The 22,239-nt window shown below is 64.7% G+C and carries 8 protein-coding genes; all 8 read right to left on the reverse strand.

The genetic code is table 11. The features are described 5' to 3' along the window. Positions 1–108: 108 nt before the first annotated feature. A complete protein-coding gene (locus BW971_RS19005; protein WP_076482660.1) occupies positions 109–2,208 on the reverse strand; it encodes a DEAD/DEAH box helicase in 2,100 nt (699 codons plus the stop codon). Beyond that, a complete protein-coding gene (gene brxD / locus BW971_RS19010; RefSeq protein ID WP_083710399.1) occupies positions 2,208–3,488 on the reverse strand; it encodes a BREX system ATP-binding protein BrxD in 1,281 nt (426 codons plus the stop codon). Before brxD ends, BW971_RS19005 begins: the two co-directional genes overlap by 1 nt. Further along, positions 3,485–6,151 carry a BREX-2 system phosphatase PglZ gene (gene pglZ, locus BW971_RS19015; RefSeq protein ID WP_076482661.1) on the reverse strand — a complete coding sequence of 889 codons (2,667 nt, stop codon included), beginning with the start codon at positions 6,149–6,151 and terminating at the stop codon, positions 3,485–3,487. The genes brxD and pglZ overlap by 4 nt, the downstream gene beginning before the upstream one ends. Then, positions 6,148–9,855 carry a BREX-2 system ATPase PglY family protein gene (locus BW971_RS19020; RefSeq protein WP_076482662.1) on the reverse strand — a complete coding sequence of 1,236 codons (3,708 nt, stop codon included), beginning with the start codon at positions 9,853–9,855 and terminating at the stop codon, positions 6,148–6,150. The genes pglZ and BW971_RS19020 overlap by 4 nt, the downstream gene beginning before the upstream one ends. Further along, positions 9,852–11,723, reverse strand: coding sequence for a GmrSD restriction endonuclease domain-containing protein (locus tag BW971_RS19025; RefSeq protein WP_076482723.1), 1,872 nt, complete (start codon positions 11,721–11,723; stop codon positions 9,852–9,854). The genes BW971_RS19020 and BW971_RS19025 overlap by 4 nt, the downstream gene beginning before the upstream one ends. After that, positions 11,720–15,307, reverse strand: a complete 3,588-nt coding sequence (pglX, locus tag BW971_RS19030; protein ID WP_076482663.1) for a BREX-2 system adenine-specific DNA-methyltransferase PglX — start codon at positions 15,305–15,307, stop codon at positions 11,720–11,722. The genes BW971_RS19025 and pglX overlap by 4 nt, the downstream gene beginning before the upstream one ends. Next, the gene (pglW, locus tag BW971_RS19035; protein ID WP_076482664.1) at positions 15,304–19,578 is read right to left on the reverse strand and encodes a BREX system serine/threonine kinase PglW; all 4,275 of its coding nucleotides are present in this window, start codon (positions 19,576–19,578) and stop codon (positions 15,304–15,306) included. Before pglW ends, pglX begins: the two co-directional genes overlap by 4 nt. 828 nt (positions 19,579–20,406) lie before the next feature. After that, the gene (locus BW971_RS19040; RefSeq protein ID WP_407701238.1) at positions 20,407–22,230 is read right to left on the reverse strand and encodes a DUF2075 domain-containing protein; all 1,824 of its coding nucleotides are present in this window, start codon (positions 22,228–22,230) and stop codon (positions 20,407–20,409) included. Positions 22,231–22,239: the final 9 nt, after the last annotated feature.

The raw sequence follows: 22,239 nt of genomic DNA on the forward strand, positions 1-22,239 counted from the left end.
CGCTTCGCGCCAGCCCGGCGGCACAACGGTTCCCACCTCGTCGTCGAACCCCCAGCTTGAAACTGTTCGAGTTCGTCGCTTCGCACGCTCATCTGTCGCTTCTTGCCGTCAGCCCTGCGGTCTGTTCGTCACGAGTGCTTCGGTCGCGACGCTTCGCGCGTTATACGGATCACCTAGTCGCTCCCCCAATGTGCGAGCCGCCCGACCAGGCGGCAACGCCGCGGAGAACTTCAAGCCAGACAGTGCATTTGCCGCGACATCGGGGCACCTCCACTCGACAGCGACGAGTTCCCGGTGCAAGTCCTCTCGGGTGACGCCAGGCAACAATCGCAGCGACTGCTCATCGACACGCTGCCGCGCATCGACCAGGCGGGGCAGGGACACCTGCAGGGTTCGGTTGGCGGCTGTGCCAGCCCACGTCCACCATCTACCGGTCCCCTGGCTGGGCAGAACGGCAACGAGTTGGCGATCGACGACGACTCCGCGAAACGTCTCCCGCAGTTCGGCCAACCCATCCAGCGCACGACGGGTGAGAGTCACACCGGAGGGGTCTATTCCGAGCAACACCGACCGCATCCCGCGAGCGATGTCGAAGGACACGGCGCCGCCGAGCCCAGACCACTTTGCTCGCCCACCGGAGTCCGCAGGTTCAACGAAACAGCGGTGGCGTTTCCAGTCGACGTGGGCGACCGACCACGACCGTCCACCCAGGAGCAGCACGCGTGGGCCTTGAACCTCCCCGACGAGGAGATCAGTGCCGATGGTGCCGACCTCGTTGCGGCCAGCCAACACGGTGAACTCTGGTGGGGCGCTGAAGACGGCGGTGAGGTCTGAGAAGTATCGGCGACCAAAGCGGCGTTCCGCCTCAGGTCCGATGTGCAGGAAGTCTCCGTCGCGTTCGAAGTAGCCCTCGGCAACAAGGAAGTTCATGATCTCGGCGGCGGTGTCGTCGAACACCGGTAGCTTGCCCCACCAGTCTCTCCACGACGATCGCCCGATGCGGTGCTCCTGCAGACACAGGGCCAGCATCTGCTGTGCCGCGATGTGACGAGGCGAAGGCGGCGGATTGATCGGCTCTACCCAGCCGCGCGCCCAGCATTCCAGCATGCCGAGGGCAAGCAGTTCCTCGTCATGGTCGATACAGAGGAACAGGCAATTGCGGACGGTGTCGGGCCGTCGACCGGTGCGGCCAAGTCGTTGCAGAAAGGATGCGACAGTGCGGGGTGAGCCAATCTGGATGACGCGGTCGAGGTCGCCGACGTCGATCCCCAGTTCGAGGGTGGAGGTGGCGACGATGACGGTGTCGCGGGCGTCGGCGAACGCCAGTTCGGACCGGCGGCGTTCGGTCGCCGGCAGCGACGAGTGTGACAGAAAGGTGTTCACTCCCCGATCGCGCAGCGCAGCACCGAGTTCTTCGGCACGCCTGCGTGAGTCGACGAACACCAACCGTTTCTCGCCCTGATGCAACGAAGCGATCACCGTAGCCGCGTTCTGCAGCGACCCGACGTGGTCGACAGTGATCTCCGGCGCCGTTGCTACCACATTGGTTGGCGGCGACACCACGGTGTGCGGACGGTCTGTGAACCCACCCTGCAACCAGCCGAGCAGCTCGTCGGGGTTGCCGACAGTCGCCGAAAGCCCGATCCGTTGCAGCGGTCGCCCGGCGATCCGGGAGAGCCGTTCCAGCAAAGCGAGCAGGTGCCACCCACGGTCGTCCCCGGCGAAGGCGTGCACCTCGTCGACGACGACCGTGCGCAGTCCGTCGAACAGCACGCGCGGGTCGACCTTCGTCGACACCAGCATCGCTTCCAGCGACTCGGGGGTGGTGAGCAGGATGTCGGGGCGTTCGCGCAGAATCCGCTGGCGGGCAGTCGGTCCGACGTCGCCGTGCCACACGTCGGCGCTGCGGCCGATCCACTGGGCGTATGTGTGTAGCCGTGGTTGCAGGTTGTTCAGCAAGGCCCGCAGCGGGCACACGTAGAGCACTGAGACGCCCTGCCAGCCGTGTTCGGCCATCGCCGAGAGAAGCGGGAAGGTCGCGGCCTCCGTCTTGCCGCCCGCGGTCGGGGCGAGGACCAGCGCGTCATCCCCGGCGAGGATCGGTTCGACCGCGGCGGCTTGGGTGGGCCGCAACCCGTTCCAGCGCAGCGTGTTCGCCAGGTGATATTGCACCCCGGGGTGTAGTAGATCGAACGGGTCGGTCGTCATCAGACGTCGAGGTCGATATCGTCGGCCGAGAGCGCTTCACGCTCCGCGTCAGACATTTCGGCGTCGCTGATCGCGATGTCGTAGTCGGTGTACGGGTCGAAGTCGGGGTTTAGTTCGATCACGTCGAGCACGTCGACCAGTCTTCGGAGGAACAGACGGGGTGCGATCCCTACCTTGCCGCCCAGGCCGCCGGCCACGGCTTCGGCGAAGCGCCGCAGGAACTCGTGATCGGCAGTGGCGCGGACGCGGTCCGCCGATTCGATTCCGCTGCAAAACAGTTCACGTACCCGCCCACCGAGTTCTACCAGCCGGTCGACGTCGAAACCGGTCAACCGCAGCTGCGGGGCGCGCGGGTTGTCGAAGCGGGGGTCGCGGGAGAAGTCGGTGTGCAACCGGTCTGCGAGCGGCGGCAGCAGCTTGATGCCCTGCCGGCCCTCGAAGAACGCGGGGGTTCCAGTGATGAGTAGATACAAACCGGGAAAATGTCCGTCGTGCACCTCATCGACCAACTGTCGCAACGCGTTCAGCGCTTTGGCGCGGGCGTCGGATCGAATCCGTTGCAGCGTCTCGACCTCGTCGAGAATTAGCACGAGACCCGCATTGCCGGCATCAGACAGGACTGCGAGCAACCCTCGCAAGAAGCCCAGCGCGAGATAGTGGTCGAGGTCGCCCTTGATCCCGGCACGACGTTTGACCGCAGCCGCGACGTGCGGCTGGCCGCCGAGCCAGGCGACGAGTCCGTCAGCACCGTCGTTGTCACCGTCGGCGATCATCCGACGATAGGCGCGGATGGCCATCGGGAACACCGGGGCACTGGTGGCCACAGCAGCCAGGCGCCGTTCCAGCAGTTCGTCGATGCCCACGCCCTGGGTGGCTGCGTCGTCTTCGATGGTGAACAGCCAGGCGTCGAGGATGGGGCGCAGCGACGATGGTGGGATCGATGCGGTGCGCAGCGATTCGATGCTGCGCCGGTACACAGTTTCGAGTTTGTGCAGAGGCGTGTCAATTTCGTTGATCTGCACCTCGGCTACCGCGAATCCGCGCTTCATCGCACGGTCGCCGAGCCAGCGCGCAAAGAACGTCTTGCCCGAGCCGTAATCACCCCGGACGGCCTTGAACATGGCGCCGCCGGCCGCGACAACACCCAACTCGGTCTCGATCTCGGACTCGAACCGGCCGAGGCCGACTGCCAACTGGTCGAGGCCGTTGGACGGGACCGTCCCCCGCCGTAGCGCGTCGAGGATCTCGCGTCGCCGCCGCGGCGACACCGCTGCAGTCACGGCCCGACCCCGAATTGTTCGCGTAGCAGGTCCTCGTCGAGGCGCACCACTGGTCCGTCGAGGGCGAGGACCTCGTAGCCTTCGACGTCGAGGACCCGCTTGATCTGCAACAGCGCGCCGGTGACTCGATTCTCGCCCAGCCCGAGAATACGGGCGGCCTGCGCAAGGAGCAGTTCCCGGTTCGACGTGCTCAGCAGACCGTCGATGAGCGCACCGGTCTGCGCCTTGGAGACCACAATGCGACCGGCCAGCTTCCATTGGGCAGTAAACACCGCGGTGCCAAGAATCTTTGTGGCGAGCGATGTTTGGGGGTTCGCAACAACCGGTTCGTCGTCGAACAGGGTTGGTGCCGTGTTCGCCGGCTGCGTTCGGATCGTGCGCACCGGCGTGTCCGTATCGCTGGTGACAGGTCTATGCCACCAGCCGGGTTCGACGTCACCGACGGATTGCAGGGTGTCCGGCACGTCACCGGTGTAGAGCCCGATCACCGGGACCACAGCTTCCGCGGGCGTACCGCCGCCGTGGTAGCCGGCGTTCACAGGTCCGTAGCGGATGGTCTCGTCGACAGCGAGCACCACCGCGTGGTCGTTGGTGAGTACCCGCGGGCCACGCACGAGAATCTCGCCGTCGGTGATGGTGTCGAGCTGACCGTGGGCGCGTTGCCCGTAGTGGTTGGCGCGGATCAGCTTCACCGAGTCGCGTCGTTCGATGATGTGCCCGTGGTCGGAGGTGATGATCACAGCACGTCCGGCGCGTTGAGCGTCGCGGAGCAGCGCGCGCAGGTGGGTGATGGTGCGTAGCGACCAGTCGGTGCCGCCCGGGTCGGTGTGGTGCAGGGTGTCGTCGACGTAGTTGAGGACCGCCGCGACCAGCGGACGGCCGGTCGGGTCGGCGATGGCGTCGGCGACCTCGGTGGCCAGATCGGCACCGGTGGGCACCGTGTCGAGGGCCTTCTTGTGGAAGATCGGATCGGGGCGGCCGGGTGCCGCCTGGAGCCCGGCCTCGCGGATCGCCTCGAGGAAGCCGGCACGCTCGGCGGTGTCCGTGCCTTCGCGGAGCTGCCCGCACAGCAGCGAGCAGCGGCTGCGGCCAGTCAGCGTGGGCATCACCGCCAGGGCGCCGGTCCGTTGTGCCGCCCCACCGACGGCCGCCTCACTCCAACCCGCCTCCCGAGCCGCGGCGACCACGTCGATTGCCGCCGCCACAGACAACGCGTCCACCACCACCAACAAAATCGGAGTGGAGACTGCGAGCGGTAACACGATGTCACGCAGCAGGTTCTCCACCAGCAGCCCGGCGGGGTACGGAGTGTCGGCGAGCGCGGCCGCGAACCGCCGGTCGATGGCGCGTCGCCGCAAGACGACACGGTCGATGACGTGGGCGATGGCCTCGGCCAGGCTGCGGTGGTCGACGCCGCGGCGCGCGGTGATGAGGGCGGCGTCGACCCAGGCTCCGCTACCGACGTGGTCGGCGGTCAGTGCGTCGAGGCTGCCGGCCGTGTCGAGGTCGGCGATCAGCCAGCGCAGCAGGCGCACCGCAGCCTCCGCGCCCGGCATCGAGGAATCCTCCGGAGCCAGAAAATGGCGGGTCACATCCTGCCACGCGTCCTGGACGTGGGCCGCCGCCGCGGAGGTCGGTGCGGTTGCGGGATCGTCCGGGATCGCATCGGTGATGGTCTGTGCCAGTGTGTCGAAGCGGGCGGACAGGCCGTGCGGGAGGAGTTCGGAGGTGCGCGCCAGTTCGCCGATGCCGCGGCTGTTGACATGTGCTGCAGCAGCATTGAGGACGGTGTTCCTGGCTGCGGGATCGAGTTGTCCGATGACCAGTCCGGCGGCGTCGTCGGACCAGTTGCCGAGATCGGGTTCAGTCAGGCCGTCGAGCGTGTACGTGCCGAGGAACAAGCCGCGAGCCAGTTCGCGGCCGGGTGCGTCGCCGACCATCAGTCCGGCGACCAGACCCAGCGGCACGAGGTCGCCGGTCCGGTTTGTGGCGAGCAGTCGTTCCACCACCGGGCCGAGGCGGCCGGCACGGTCGGCCAGCCATGCTGTAACCGACGCCATCACCGCGGGTCCTCCGACCGCACGCAGGTGCAAGAGGTCGTCGGACAGGTCGCGGCGCAGGCTCCATTCCAGCACGGCCGATGCGTCAATCTCGACCTGCGGGTCGTCGGTGACCCGCAGCGCCGCGTGCGCCAGTGTGGACATGGCGTGGTCTCGGGTGAGAACGCCGCCCGGTGCGGGTGTCACGGCCGTATTCGGTAGGACGGCAAGTAGTCCGAGCGCGAGGCCCCGGTCGTCGGGCACCCGATAGAGGGCTGGTTCGATGGTGTTAACCGAGAACATCGATCGCAGCGCCGCCCACGGGTCCGGGGTGAGCAGCCGGTTGTCGATCAGGTGCGCGAGCACCCCGTCTCCTAGTTCCTTTTCGTCGACCGAGGTGAGGATCACCAGCCATCCCTGGTCGTCGCGGGTTTCGATCGCCTCCCACACCGCGAGCGTCGACGGGCAGCCCACCACTGTTACCGGCACGCCGTCGTGGGTGAACGTCCCGTCCTGCCAGGTGGGCGACGCCCGTAGTCCGAGGACGCCGCGGCGGTAGCGCTTGTCGACGGCCTGCTGCAGTCGGGCCGCGATGATCGGACGGGTCGCGGTGAGTGTGCTCACTCGATCCACCACTTCACTCGCACCCGGGAACCGTTGGTGGCCAACGCCTCCCGCAACGACGCGGCCAACATGTCGATATCGGCGACACCCGTGACCTTGACGTCGTGCGTAGCGTTCGGCTCGTCGGTATCGGTCGAGTCGTCGTCGACCTCTTCGGGTTCGTCATCGGGCCGCGGCTGGCCAGCCACCACCCAGTCAACGACCTTGCTCTCGATGCGGCCGACTTCGTCGTTCAGCGACCGGCCGGGGGTAACGATGAGCTCTTCGAGGCTGCGGACGATCGACCGGGCCGCGCTGCCCCGATCACCGGCGAGGCCACGGCCGGCGAGGACCGAGTCGAGGAGCCGCCACTGAAAGGTGCGGAGCGCGACGGCGTCGGCGCCGGCGTCGGCCCGCATCTGGCCTGCGGTCTGGCCGGCGACAGCGAGCTGCATCTGCGCCAGCAAGGCGATCAGCGCGACGTTGCCACTCGTCGCGGCGAGACCGTCAAGGAATGCGGTGAGTCCACGGATGGCGGCGAGCCGGTCGGAGTCGGCCACCTCCAGCCCCAGCGTGCGATGCGCAGTGGCGAGCTGATCGCCGACGTTCTGCAGGTCGGTGCGGTGCTCGGCACTGCGGGTACGGACGGCGTCGGCGAACTCGGCGACGTTCGCGCCGGTGAGGAAGGTTCGTGGCATCGTGTAGCCGAAGAGTTGGCTGGCGTGCAGCCGTGCCTTTTCCCAATCGGTATCGTCGGGTAGTTCCTCGGCACGCAATTCGATACTTTCGCGCAGTGCGCCAAGCTTCAACATGCGGGCCGGGGCACCTGCGTCCAACCACGCTCGTTTACGCAGCAACGCCCAGGCCCACACGATCAGATCCCGCGCTTCGGGCCGCAGCCCCCAGGCGGGGGTGACGGTGTCAATGCGGCGTTGCAGCATGCCCACGGTCACCCGGTCGGCGTCGGCGACGGCCCGATCGAGCTCGCCGGACCAGAACGCAAAGGTGTCCTCGCCGAACAGATAGTGGTCTTCGGTGGCCTTGCCGACCCGCAGTGGTTCGGCGATGCGTTGCACCGCTTTACGTTCGGGCCCCGGGAGCGTTGGCACCCGCCCGGCGGTATCGGTGGCCGCCCGCTCCACGTAGTCGCGCACAATCTCGTATTGGCGGGCGGTGACTTCGTCCCCAGGGTTGGCGTATTGCGGGTGCGCCGGATATACGGCGGTGAATGCCTGGTCGATTACCTTGTCGAAGGCGTCGCTGAGAGACAGCGCAGCTGGCAGTTTGGGGCTGAAGTCCTTGCTCAGCGAGATCAGCACCTCGGTGTGGCCGGGGTCGTCGACGAACATCTTGGGGTCTTGCGGCTCAATGCCGTAAGCCTGCCGCAAGAGCAGGTCGAACGAGGTGAGGATGCCGCGGTGCAGGTTTTCCAGGATGCCGCGAGCCTGCGCCCGATCCGACGCGGAGAGATGATCGGAGTTCTCCTGCCACCGTTCGCCACTGCCGGTGAACAACCAGTCCAGTTTGACCAGCAATGCGAGATCGTCGAGGGCCTTCGCGGAGAGGAACTTCGGCAACCAGGCGATCCCGTGCCGGTCGCCGCCGGCCAGCAGTCGGTCGATGCGGGCGATGTCGTCGGCGGCCGAGAAGTTCTGTTCGTCGAACGGGTAATCGACGACGAGTTTCCAGGTGCCGGGTCGGTTGTCGAAGCTCTGTTCCGGCACCGACCCGGGATCGCGGATGTTGCCGAACGCCACGTCGACCTCGCGGCGCGACCCCCGCCAGGTGATAGAACGGGTAGCGGCGCCGACAAGGTCGTCCTGCGCAGTGCTCACACCCAACGCCCGGTGGACGAGGGTTCGGATCAGCACGCGGCGACGTCCGGCGTTGTCTTCGGCCCGGATGCGGTCGAGCACCGACTGGTAGTCGACGTCGGACAGTTGCACCCGGATGATCGGATTGGCGCCTTCGGACACCGTGATCTCGGGGACGTCCTTGGCCCAGCCGCGAACGACGCCGAGCACTACGCGGGCCTCACCGCCGCGCAATTTGGAGCGGATCGAACCATGGTTGAGTGCTGCCAGCCGGGATGCGGTGATGTCTTGCAAAGCCGGCACTCTCGGCGCGACCGCCGACAGTAACAGCGTCTTGGCGATCCGTTCGTGTGCCCGGAATCCGACCGGGATGGTCGCCGGGTCGTCGGTGAGTTGTTCTTCGGTGACCTCGTGTGCGCGCAGCAGGATCGGTAGCAGTTTGGTGCGGTAGAGCTCGGAGGCAGCGGTGAACATGGTGCCGGCGTGCGAGTCGATGGGGGTGTTGCCTTCGACGATGTAGTCGAAGGCGTCGCCGACCGGGATCAAGTCGGCGGTGGTCAGTGTGTCGCGGCGGTCGACGAGCATCCGCTGCATCACCTTGAGGGCGGTGCGTTCGCGTTGCATCACCGACGACAGGTGCCGCAGGCTGGCGACCAGTGCCGGGGAGAACGGGTAGGTGAGGCGGAACTCGCGTTCGGAGGCGCCGCTGTGGCTGTCGGTGGCGTTCATGGTGTCGCGCAGCACGTCCCACACCTCGGGGCTGCGGCTGACCGACCCAAAGGCGTTGTCAAGCAGGGCGGCCGCGGCGTCGTCACGGGGCTGCAGCAGACGTGCGTGAGCGACTTCGGCGAGGTTGTCGTCGCCGAGTTCGATCTCGTAGAAGCGTTCCTTCTGGTAGTGGAACGCCCGGTCGAGGGCGTCCTGTTCGGCACCGGAGGCACCGGCGTCGGCGAACCACTTACGCAGGTCCATCTGCCGGGACACGAACGACACCAACGGGATCGGGCGGCGACTGCCCGATGATTCGACGAGTTTGGTCAGTTTCTGAGATTCGCGGGAAAAGAACTCGCTGTCGGTGACGGAGAACGCCAGCCACAGCACCAGCTCATCAAGGAACAGCACCACAGCGCCGTACCCGAGGGTTTTGGCGTGCTCGGTGATGGCGACGAGACCGCGGTCGAGGTCCACGTAGGTGGCCTGTTCCACGAACGATCCGTAGTAGTTGCGCACCAGCGCCGACACCAGGGTGGTGCGTTTAGTGTCCTCGGGTGGTGCACCGACCGCAGTCAGGTAGGTGTCGAGGTCCCAGGTGTCGCCGCCGAGCACCGCACCCCACGCGTCAGCCGAGCCACCCCCGGTGTCTCCGCCGCTGAGGCCAGCGAGGAACGCGTCGTCGCCGATCTGAGCGCGCAGCTTCTCGGCATCCTTGATAAGGGTGTCGGTAACGTGCACGGCGGGCAGTAGTGCATCAGGGTGCAGGCGGGCGATCTGCCGCAGGTAGCCCCGGAAGACCGCTTCCTCTAAGCTTTTTGCGCCGAGCAGGTGATAGGTGAGACGCAGTACGGACTTGCCGTTGAGCTGCTCGTCGTAGCGGCCGGTGAGTGAGGTGTACTTCATTGTGCGGGCGGCTGGGTGGTTGCCGAGCAGCGCGTAGAGAACAGCCATGAAGTGCGACTTACCGGAGCCGAACGAGCCGGTGAGGAACGCGGCGCGTGAGGTCTGGTTGTCGATTCCGTCGGCCACCAGACCGAGCGCGGCGACGAAGTTCGCTTCCAGTGACGGCGTGAGCACGTACTGGTCGAGGGTGGCCCGAATGTGCGCGTCGTCGTCTGTGCTGTCGGTCAGCCGCAGAACGTAGTCGTCGGCTCCGGTGCGTTCGGGAATGTTGATGACATCACGCAGAAAGGTCATGGGAGCTGCTCCTTGAGCCTGTCGGGTGACCAGATCTTGTTGGCTATCTCGAGGAGCAGATCGGATCGCTTCTCCTGCTCGGCTTTGCCGAAATGCTCGAACGGCGTGAAGTCCAGCCCCTGCTCTGCGCTGAATTTCGCGAATTGCGGTTGGTGGTCGTACGCCGCCGCGGTCAGACTTGCCGCGTAGAAGTTCTGCTTGGCGTAGTGCGGCGCCTTGGCCTCGAATTCCTTGTCCTGGTAGCTGCGGTTGACGTCTGCCGGAAGTAGGAGGAGTCCCGACGCGTTGTCGCGCCACGCCTCGAACTCAGCAGCCGAGTCGAACTCGTCCTCGTACCGAGAGAATTTGTTGGCCCAGATGTGCTCTATGTCAAAGGGATTCTTCCGGGTACGGTCCACCAGTGTCGGGAACGAGTCCGCACGACCGGCACCCACATCGACGTAGGCGGTTACCCGTGCCAAGAGATGATAGATGTACCGTCGGCTGAATTGATTCAGACGTAGATCTCCGATACCGGATCTCCCGCGGCTTGGGCTGCCTTCAAACGTTGCGTCGTCTTGCCACAGCTTCTCCTGAAGGATCTCCACCAGCTTGTCTAGCGGTTTGCGCCTGATGTCCTTGCACAGCAACCACATCGCATAATTCACCGCCGAGTACCCCACTCGTACGTAATTGACTGTCCTACGCATGACCCAGACGTCCAGGTAGGCGGCGGTGGCCTCAATCTTGCGCCGTACGGTCTCGGTGTCGTCGGTGGGCGCTAGGGGTGCCAGCAGAACCGTGTACTGCCAGGTGAACTCGTTGTGCGAGTTGTAGAAGACTGACTCAAGGCCCGGCATGTAAGTGCTCGCAGCTTCCAAGATCGTCTTGTAGGCGCGTGCATAAAAGTCGAACTCTACGGTCATCAGCCGCAGATTGGAGCCGCTGTCTCCGATGCCCAGATGTGAAGCGTTGTCCCGGACCCATCGATGGAAAGTGGTACCGATCAGTTCCCAGTCCTTGTCGGACGCACCGGCCCTTCGGTCGCGAATTGTCACGGCGTACTGCGCACGTAGCCAGGCCTTAATGACGATCGCGTCTCGGTCGCCATCGGGACCGCCCGACCACGAGGTGAGATCAACCACCGTCCGCTTCCAACTCCGGTTGGCCTCCGCCCGCGCAGCTTCATCGTGGATAGGCGTCAAGAGGTACGCCTTGAGCATGTCCACAGGACTCAATGGCTTGCCTCGATCGTTCATCGCCTCGAAGATCGAATACGCGTGAGTGTCCGAGTCCGTCGTGATCTCGATGAGACCAACGTTATTCAACAACCAATAGATGAAGACCGGCAGAGCATCGCCCAGTTCGTCCGCGAGGTCGTATCCCTCAATGTCGCGGTAACGAGCGAGGATCGTTGCGGTGGACTCGTCTTTACCGTTCGGGTTGAAATCGTCGCCGTTGAACAGAGCTTTGATCACAGGCGTTCGGTCAGGGATATCAAGATTGAAGCTCTGCTCACCTAGATTGTCTGAAAAGACGAGGCTTTCAATCGTTGAGGTCACCGAGTGACCGTGTTCTTTTACGGTGCGATACAGATATATGAGCAGCAGGGTCAGTGACGTGACTCGCTGTTGCCCATCGACGAGATAACTCTTGGTTCCACGTCGCGCCACGATGATCGACCCGAGAAAATAATCCGCATAAGTGGCTGTTTGCTTGGGTCCATCGCCTTCACGGTAGGAAGTCTCGAACTTGTTCTGCAGGTCGCTCAGCAGCTCCTGAATGTTCGCCGTCCCCCACTTGTACTCGCGCTGATAGTCATCGATCGAATACGAGCGACTCTGCAGGAGCTGGGTAATCGTGCGATAGTGCGGGGAGATGCTACTCATCGCTGTGAGTCCTCCGTCTTCGTCTTCCTGGTGCGACGTCCGCGGGTGGCGGCCGGCGGCCGCCATGCGGCGAGTTCGTCGGGGCCAATGCCGAGTTCAGTGCAGCGCGAACGCAGGACCTCGTCGATGGTGTCGGCCACCGACTCACCGAACTCGGGGTCGATCTCGCCGTGCCACTGCCGCACCCACGGCAGCAGTTCGGCCAGACCGCCGAGCATCGGCACCAGTTTGTCGCGGCTGGTCTGGTCCCATCCGTCGGCGCTGATCCGTTTGTCGATCACTCCGGCCAGGGCGAGGGCTTGTTCGGCGTGATCCCACCCGGCCCAGCCGAGCAGCATCGTCGGGTCCGAGTCGCGGCCGGCACCCGGGTAGGAGATCAACCGTTCCTTGGGCACGTCGAGCTTGCCGCGCCGCGCCCAATACGAGGTCTTGAGGAAGTCAGCGGGCTTGTACTTTGGTGGCACCGGAATCGGTGCGCCCAGCTTCTCGCCGGCATCTTCGCGGCGCTGCAGATCCCAGGTATGTTCCCACGCTTCCCGTTTGGTGAGACCACTCGGCTTGTACCGCCACGCTGCCAGGTGCGGCACCCCTTCGTCGGCGAGGAGCTTCTCCAGCGCGGCGCCCGTCGACACGTCGGGACTGCCCGCCCACAGCCGCAACACCTGCCGAAAGTCCTGGTCGCGGTCGACACGATCCGCGAGCTGCGCGACACTGCGCGGCGTCGGATGACCCTCCTCAAACCACACGTCCCTGTTCTCAACTCGCTCGAGCAGCCAATCCCGCAGGGCTTCGGCGACACGCTTGTCCCACGGCTCACTGGCCCACCGGCGTTTGTGTTCCGGCTTCTCCAACAACCGAATTCCCGGATTCGATGCGATGACGTCAAGGCGACGTTGGAGCAGTTCACGATAGTCGGCCGGGAGGTGCGACGGGATCTCGGTAATGGGGGTGGAACGGTGACGCTCGAACCATGCGGTGTGTTCGCCGTCTTCCACTGCCCGCGCGAGCACAATCTCGAATGCACGCTCACCGAGCGCGATTCCGGGAAGGTCGCCAGAGTATGTCAGGTCCTCATCGATAAGGCCGTAGAAGCGGTAGCACTCCCAGTCAAGTTCTTCTTGATGAGCGATCATCAACGCGCGCAGTCGTTCTGCATCCGCGCGGGCGGTGTCGAGAGCATGGGCGGTGGGCACGTCGCGCTCGGCGATCGCCGATGGCGCCTGGGCCGCGAGTTCCTGAGCCAGGGTGTCGAGCGTGCTGGCGCGGGCCAACGGATACGACGACGGCAACGGGAAGTCATTCAGAGTAGTGCCATTGAACTGATACCGGTCACTCCAGGACTCTGCGCTTACCCGCGCGCCATCCGTACCTACGGGGTCGCCGCCCTTCGGATAGCACTTCTGTTTGAGCCAGAAACACGCAACCGAACTGTTCAATATTCCGAGCAGTCGCAGATGATCGTCCTCGCTGGCCCCCTCCGGCAACTTGATGACCGGAGCAGTCTGCTTGAACACCTTGCCGCCACGGTCCAGGACGAAATGATTGTGGGTTGCGACTTCGGCGAAGGTGATTGAGAGGGGGGTGCGGTAGCGCGCTGGAACCCAGCGGTACCACACCCACCACTGCTTCCCAGCCTCTGCGGTCGTTTCACCACCAAAGCCAGTCACGGCTCCGAGCGTTGTTCGGAGTGGCCATTGCCACCGCCACCAGCTCGCATCCTGGTCCTCACCGATTGGCTGCGCATCCCGATCGTAAGGGACGAATGCGGAGTCACCGGACTGGATGTCCCAGTCTCGGACGTACTCGCCCAGAATAATCGGACGCGAGAGCGATGTCTCTATGCCGAAACGGCCAAGCGAATGGCGTGGAGCAAAGAAAGCGTCGTCTGCGCCCGGAAAGCTTGCGAATCCGATCTTTCCGGAGATCACCGACCCAAGCGTGTCTACGGTCGGCCCGTCGATGTCGTGAAGCAGCTCTACTGCTCCACCCCCACTCAAACTCCACGGGTGTGATCGAAGCAGTGCGCGGTCGAGATCAGCTACCGTAATCCAAGAACTCTCGTAGCCAGGCTCATCGATGTGGCCGACTATGTCAGACCAGACAACACCTTTGGCCGGGTCGTCTGGTCGTCCAGGTTCACCGCGAACACCAAGTACAGCCCTCACGGTCTCGCCTACCGGTGATCGGTTGCGGCCGATGAGGATCACCGTTGGCGTTCCATGACCCGGGATGTAGGCGCCCGATGAGTCAATGACTCGGCGAAGGTCGCGGGTCCATAGAAACTCCTCGATGAGCTTCACGCCGGATTCGCGCTTCATGAACGAGTTCGACGTGATCTGTCCGACCCACCCAGCCTTGCCGCGCTCAGTTTTCGCAAGATCGAAGAATAGCTCCATGAACGGCACCGTCAACGGGTACGGCCCCTTGCAGTAGCTGTACAGCTCGCGGTACGTCTGGTTGAGAGCTTTGTCTTTGACCACGATGTAGGGCGGGTTTCCCACTACAGCGTCGTATTCTCGCTGCAGAATCCCGCGCAACGCCGAGGCGTCTTCTAGGGAAAGAGTCAATTCCAGCGCGTCATCGGTCACCAACTGACGCGCACCCCACAACAGCGAGTCACCCGCAGCAAGATTCAGCTGGATGTCGATCAGTTGCTCGATCGACTTGTCGCCACTTGCATGGAGTGCTTCGACGAGAAGCCGGAAGCGTGCGATTGCGACGGCGAACGGGTTGATGTCCACGCCGTACACAGATTCGACTGCGCGCTGTACCAGCACCCGCTGCCCCAGGGCAGGGGCTTCGCGCTGCCAGCGGTCGAGGAGCCGTTGGAATGCGCCGAGCAGGAAGTGCCCGGACCCACAAGTGGGGTCGATGACCGTGAAACCTTCGAGCGGCCGTTCGTCAAGTGCGGGTTCGAGGGTCTGGTCGAGGATGAACTCTTCCACGAACTCGGGGGTCTGCAAGAGCGCGTAGGTTTGCTTCGCAAACTCAGACAGATCTTGGTACACGTCCCCGAGGAATCGGGTATCGACGCCGGTGAAGCTCCTGCGTGGCTCACCCGAAGCGTCTTTGTCCCACCAGAATTCGAGGAGTTCGCGGGCAGCGTCACCCGATGGCGCGACTTGATGCATCGGTGAATAGGAGTCGACCAGGCCGCGGGTCGCATCGAGCGTGGAGAAGTGGTCGGCGATCGTGTTCAGCCAGTCCCGGTCGGTGTGTTCGGGATTGGCGGCGAAGTAGGCGCGCCGCGCGTCGAGCGCTTCCTGACGAGAGTCCGCATCGGCCCCACCGATCCACGCCTTCGACACCAGCGTGTTGTCCTCGCAGTAGCGGGCGAACACCGTGAGCAGCAACCAAGCCACCGCCGACTGGGTGACCCGCTCATCGCGCCACGCCTGCCACGACGCGGCGGTTCGCTGCGCGGCCAACGCTTCGGCGTGCTCGGCGTGCCACAGGACTGCAACAGCTTCCTGGCGGGCCGCGACGTCGTCGCCGTCGACGCGAGCCCGCAGGTCATCTTCGAGCCGGCCCAACTGTGTCCGCAAGGCCTTCACCAACTGGGCCGCAACAAACGCCACAGTCACACCACCTCACTTGTTTCCGTGTTGTCGTCGCGTGTCGACGCCGCGTCGGCCGCGGGTGACCATACGACGAATTGACCTCCTGGCGAGCCCAATTGGATAGGCTTTCCGTCCACCATGGCACCGCGCTGCCCGCGCAGCTGCGGGACCACCACCCACACCGGGCGTCGGCGGGGCGCCGAGAGGTCGCTCAGGTGGGCCAGGACGTCGAGGTAGCCGTAACGGGCCAGCGGCGAGAGCTCTCGCAGCACCAGCGGGCCGATGCTCGGTTGCACGTCGCCGGAGAACACCTGCTGTTCCAGTTCAGTGCGGAACTGTGGCATCACGTGATCGAGTACTGCTCGCAGGCCACGGGCGTCGCGGGTGCCGGACTCTGCTGCGTCGGCGCTGAGAACCAGGTCCCACGGCAAACCCTTGGCCGAGGAGAACTCGCGCATCTTCGCGACGATTGCGCCGGTCACGTCCAAGAGCTCGCCGTGATGGTCGCCCGCGAGAGAGTGCGCGACCGCGTCGTGCTCACCGGGCCGGTGCACCGGTACGCCGATGACGACGAATCCATTCTCACGCAACGAGGTGGCCAGTATGTCGCGTTGGGCTCGGACGTCCCCGCCGGTCCACTGCCCATCCACCGGTTCGGGAGTGGAGCCCTGGTAAGTGGCCGGTCGGGTGTGCAAGGACGTTTGGCTTGGTGGAGCCTGCGTCTCGTATCGGTAGCGCGAGCGCGTCTCGTCCCACGAAAGTCCCAGTCCGGCACGCGCGACGATCGGATCGAGGTGGGGGCGCTGGGGTAGCCGATCCAGGTCCGGGAAGCGGGCGGCCACCCGGGCCCGCACCTCTGCCGCGGTGAGTTGTTCGGTCTGGGCGAGGCCACCGAGCGCGAACCGCAAGGCTGCGGCTGGTTCCATGATGCGCGAATGCAATTCGCCACGACCGGACACTGCGGCATGGCGCGAGATTGCGGCGGCCAACCGCACCAGGCGTGCGTCGCTCGGTACGGGGACTGCCGTGTCCGGGTCGGTAGCGCTGCGATACGCGCGGCTGAAGCTGCCGCCGAGTTCGCGGACGGCGGTGCCGGCGGCGACCACCCCGTCGGTGGCGCCGGTTGAGTGCGCGGCGGCCACCAGGTCGTCTGCTCGTTTGGCGGCTGCGTCGGCGGCGGCCAATAGCTTCTCGTCATCGGCGACCAGGGTCAACCGGCCGCCATGCCGACGGCGCACCAATTGCCTGTCACCTTCGGCGGATTCGTGTTCGGTCAGCCGGTCGTAGGCGACACGCAATAGGCCGGCCGCGGCGCGTTCGCGGCGGGTTCGTTCGGCGAGGTCTGTGGTCCCGGAGTCGGCTTGCGGCAATCGCGCGCGGATCTCGGCGGTGAGGGTGGAGATCGCCACCACGCCTCCGGAATCGCGGAGCACGGTGTTGGCGAGGTCGATCAGACCGTCGAGCAGGATGCGAGTCTCGTCGTTGTCTCCCCAGTCCTCTTGTAATTCTTTGAGGAGTTGATGGCCGCGCTGCGGGGCCTTATGCAGCGCAGCGGCGAGCTCGTGACCGCTCGCGAAGGCATCCAGTCGGGCACGTGTGCCGAGCAGCAGTTCGGCGGCGTGACGTCGGGTGCTGGCACGTTGGGTGCCGACGGCGTCGAGAAGGAGTGTTACGGCGTCGTCGAGTCCAAGGAGGCCCTGCGCGCCCGTCGAAGTGAGACGCTTCTTCTTGGTATCGAGCTTCTTGACCCACGCCTGGTAGCGGTCCATGATCTCGCGGCGGGTTGGTTTGGCCTCCTTGGCGACCAGCCGGTTGAGCCGGGTGGAATCCAGCACGAGGAGTTCGCCGACGGTGGTGACCTGTGCCGCCGCGAGCGCCGAGACGGCGCGGGCGGACAGGCCCGCGGCCAGCAGGGTGGTGGAGGTGCCGAAATCCGTACTGACCTCGGGTTCGGTTGTCGCCGAGTCCAGTTCGGTGAACACCTGCCGCCAGGCGTGCAGCATGTCCTCGGCGGTGTCGGGGCGGGTGGCCGCATTTCGGGAGAGGGCGGCAGTGAAGAACGTGGTGAGTGCGCGGGCCACGGCGGGTTCGAACAGGTCCGGGGTGACGGTCATGTCGTCGTCGGTGGCGGCCGGGTTGACATCGGGATCGGTGCCGTAGCGCGGTGCCTGCCCGGTGGCCATCTCGAAGAGCACCACGGCAGCGCCGTAGCGTTCGGCGGCGGTATCGAACTGGCGGCGACCGTCGAGGCCGAGAAATGGGTCCAGGTAGGGCGGGGTGCCTGCTTCGATGTTGCGTGGGTCTACGCCGGCCATCGAGAAATCGAACAACATCAAGTGGGTGTCGGCGCGGCTGCTGGCGGCGAAGACACCCAGGTTGGACGGTTTGAGGTCGCGGTGCATCACACCGGCGCGCTCGAGGGCGACTAACGCCTGCAGTAGGTCGGTGCCCCACCGTTCGAGGAGGTCGATCGAGAGCCGACCGGCCTTGGCGGTGAGTTCCTCGGCGAGCGTGGTGCGGCCGGCGTACTGCACCACCAATGCGTCGCGGCCGCCGACGGTGACCTCCGAGGACAGTTGAACGATCCGCGGGTCGTTGAGTTTGCCGAGGAGTTGAGCTTCGTCGTGCAAGCGGCGGGCGGCCTCGTCGTCACGGGCCACCTTGAGCACCCTTTCGGCGTTGCCTGCCTGCCGGTCAATCACCAGGATGCCGACGGCTGTGGATCCTGCGCCGAGTCGTCGCTTGTACTCGAAACGGCCGTCGCCGATGTCGTCACCAGGACCGGCTTCGAGGGGGTCGGAGCCGCTCTCAGGTTGGGCGACGTCGCGGCGCACCTGTTCGAGGCCGTCGAGCAGATCAGCCATCGTCGAAAAACGTTCGGATGGAACGGGGTGGGTGGCGGCAAGCACCCAGTTGCGCAGCGCGGAGGGTGCCTGCGGCATGTCGGCGGCGAGGTCGAGTCCGTGGTCTCGACGTAGGCGATCCATCAGTTCGCCACGTTCGGTGGCCGGTGCCCGGCCCCCGGTCAGCAGGTAGAACGCGAGTGCGCCCACCCCGAACACGTCGAGACGTGCCGGGTCGGTGGACTTCATGTCCTCAGGGGCGGCGAACAGCCGGGCCTGATCGCTGAGCGCGCCGGCCATCAGGCTCAGCGCGCCGGCGGTGAGCCGCGTGACCCCGGATTCGGCATTGGCGGGGAGCACGCCGGCAGTGTCCCAGTCGGTGACCTGCGGTTGCACGCTGTTGCTGCGGGTGCGGATGGTGATGGCGCGGGGGTTGAGCGTGCGGTGCACCACGCGGTGACGGTGGGCGTACTGGATGATCTCGGCGATCTCGGCGATCAGTTCGAGTTGGTCGTCGAGGGTGAGTCGGGTGCGGTTGTCGGCGAGCCACAGGTCGAGGCGCGCGTCGTCCTTCGACTGGGTGAACACCAGACCGATGCCGAGTTCGGGTTCTTTCACCACGTCGACCGGGACCTGGAGACCGTCGCGGCGTAGCCGCGTCAGCAGCCGGTATTCGTGCTCGACGGCGCGGGCCTGGGCGTGCTGGTCGGCGGAGGTGGCGCCCGGTCGGGGTAGGTAGAAGCGGATGCGGGCGTGGCGTTCGGTGTCGACGTGATGGAACGCAGGCCAGTCCTGCCAGCCCTCGCCGTCGCCGAGCGGTTCCTCGTCGATCACCCACGACCCCACCTCGCGTTGCCGACGCGGCGCCAGTCCGATCGCTTCCATCAGGTCGCGGATGAGCAGCGATTTCTCTTCGCTGACCGGTTCATGGCGGGGGGCTTGCAGCAGCCGCTGACCTATGCCGGTCAGTCCGCTGGTGCGTTCGTTCTCGTCGAATCCGTAGATGTTGATCGTCGAGCTCGCGGGCATCTCGCAGACGAGGTCGGGGTGGTGCAGGAACACCAACTCCTGCACGTACGGGATGACCCTGCCGGCGCCACGCTGCCCTGTTCGCTCCTCGATGCAATCCTTGAGCAGCGACTTGAAGTATTGGGCTTTGCGCCGCGCCAGCAGCAGCGGCGAATCCTCGGATCGGTAGCCAGCGCGTTGCCACACGTGGTCGTTGCCGCGCAGCACGCCCTTGTAGTACTTGAGCTCGATCAGATACAGCGTGTCGGCGGCGAGGACCAGTAGGTCCACCTCGTGCCAGCGGCCGCGGTTGTCCCGGAACTCGAAGTTCGACCACGCCCGAAACGGGGGGCTGTCGGGCAGTAGTTGCTTTATGTAGGCGAGCCCCTTCGCCTCATGCTCGAACTGCGACGGTGAGATCTCGATCCACCGCTGGTCCCGCACCTACCTGCACCTCCAGAAACGCATCTTGGTGTTCGGTTCAATCTAGCGTGGCTTCGCGGCCTTAGCCGATCGGGTCAGCTGACCGTATCGGAAAGGGCTGACAGAATAGGTGGGGTTGCAGCGAAGACTTATGATGATGTGTTGTCGACGAGTCAGCTCGCGGGGCACGTCTGACGTCTGTACTCCGCCGCGAACAGCGCCGGGAGAGGTGCATGAGAAGGGGCGCGTGAGCCGTCTTGAGGCAGGCGAGGTCTGCGCCTTCGCGATCAGCACCCGCGACGTGAATGTGGTCTGGAGGCGGAACTGGCCACATGGCCATCTGAAATTTATGGGCGGCAGGTCCTCGTGACGTTCCGACTCGGGGTCGACTCCCATCTGGTCTGGCCGCTGCACATATGAGACGTTCAAACTGACGAATAAAAATCTTCTCGTGCGTATTATCAGTGGGATCAACCAATAGCGCTTGTTCGAAGGCGTTGCTGAAGCCGCCTGTCGATTCTTTGCTTATCCGCGCATTCTTTGTACGGGCCGTATTTTGTTTCAAGGTTTTCTTGCAAGGGCGATTGTCTGGAACCGGGGTGACGAGCTCGTCGATCCGGTTGATAGAAAGTACGTAGGTTTACACGTCCGCATCAGGGCCACCGTGCATTGCCGGTGCGGGGTGATCCGTCGGTGCCGACCGACCTAACGGCCGCCTCAACCCTCCGCGGCATCGCACTCGGCGTCCGCGACCTCAACCACTACGTCGTGCGGTCACTCATCCACTCCGGCGGCCTCGCAGAACACCTACACGGAAGCGCCGCTCTTAGGTTGGGCAGCTCCTTACACTCACGACATCAGCGACTGCAACAACTCCTGAGTCTCACCGTCGGTGGAATACAGCCTCATCCCGCGCATACCCCTCGTCAGCAGCACCTTGTAGGTGTTCCGAATGGCTCGATCGAACGACGGAAAGTCGGCGCGCCTGACCTGGTTGTCCTGGCTGAACTCGGGACGTGCTACCCACCGGTCTTCCCTCCAGACTAGGTCTGGACCGATAATGACAGCCCCATAGTCGTACTCAAATCCCTGGGCTGTGTAGACGCAACCGACCTGGCCGAATCCAGCCGGATCCGATGCCCAATAAGGGGTTCCTGGTGCGCCATTGTGTGATGTTGGCTTCTTGTTGTTCCACGGCCGCTGCCAAGATCCAATGACGACATCGTCGGCGAGGTCCTTGCCACGGACGGGGTCACTCCATTTCCAGCAGTACCCAGCAGCGATCCGTGCCGAGTATCCGACCTCGAGCCGTTCCAGTAGGTGCTGTTCGACGAGCGAGGGGCTCTCATCAATCGCAACCTCGAACGCGTCATCGCCAGGCCACTTCATCGGCCCGCCTGGCTCGAGTCCGAGTAGACGGAGGACCCACTGTTCATATAACCGGCTTCCTCCGCAGCGGAACTGGCCGTCGAGATCGACCCGCTTGACCTTGCATTCGAGTTTCGCAGCCGCCTGTTCGATGTCCTGAATGGTCCCGCGCTCACTCGGCCGAACCACCTGGTGCTCATCGAGAAGGAAGACCGGGACACGTGCTGCGTCGATCAGCTCCTCGACCTGTGGCCGGCCTGTCCGCAGATGGGCACGGGTAAATCGGTTGGTGGATACCTCTTTGATGCGGTGGGCCTCGTCGTTAATCAATACGTCGATGCCGTTCGGCTCTGCGTCGATGAACTGGTTGTAGTACGTGAACATCTGCTTCACGCGAGGCGCGCGTGCTCCGGCGATGCGCCGAAGGGTCTGCGTGAACGCCGACGATCCGGTGGCGTGGAGAGCTGTGCGACCCTGCCGTGAAAGTTCCCCGAGCAGACTGAGCGCGATGACCGACTTGCCCGACCCCGGGCCGCCTGTGATGACAATGACCTCCTTCGTCGCCGAGCGACGGGAGGCTTCGACAGCGCGCATGACCATCGAGTAGGCAACCTGCTGTTCGTCGAGCAGCACAAACTGCTCGCGACGCTGAACTTCTTCGGCAGCAAGGTCCATGAGCTGTTTGCTGGGGAGAACAGCCGACGACAACAATTCGTCGGCCGCTTCAGCGCCACTCGACGGCGTCAGTTTGGAACGGAGGAAGGCGATCAGGTCAGCTCGTCGTTGGCCTGAGAACAATCGGCCAGTCTCTGACTCCGGATAGTCCCACAACGTAGCGATGCCCTGGTCTGTTGCGTTGTGGAGATACGCGACCCCGGCCAGCTGGTCGAGACTGCCGCCGAGTGATGCCTCGAAGTCCGCCAGGTGCTGGCAGTACCGCTGCACCTGCTCAATCGGGTGAAGTCGTTCAGCGAAGCCGTCCAGAACGACATCCTCGGTTCCGTCGACAAGTGTTGCCTGGCTCCACTGCTTCAGTTCGACGACAACGTACGACGGCGCCCCGGTACCGGGATGGGTGCCGCAGACGATTGCGTCTGCGCGCTTGCTGGTTAGTGGCAGTTTGAACTCGAGCAGCAGTTCGGCGTCGCTCAGGCCTGCGTCGATGAGGTCGTTGACGAGCACAGGAATGCTGTTTTGCCAAGACCTCACTTCGGACCTCGTTGGGTGATAACCGAAATCGAACCGATAGCTCTCAACGAGAGCGGGGACGAGCTCTTTGGATTCCAGGCGTGATCGAGCGCTCACGACAGAGCT

The sequence above is a fragment of the Williamsia sterculiae genome, from assembly GCF_900156495.1.
In the GTDB taxonomy this organism is placed as follows: Bacteria; Actinomycetota; Actinomycetes; order Mycobacteriales; family Mycobacteriaceae; genus Williamsia_B; species Williamsia_B sterculiae.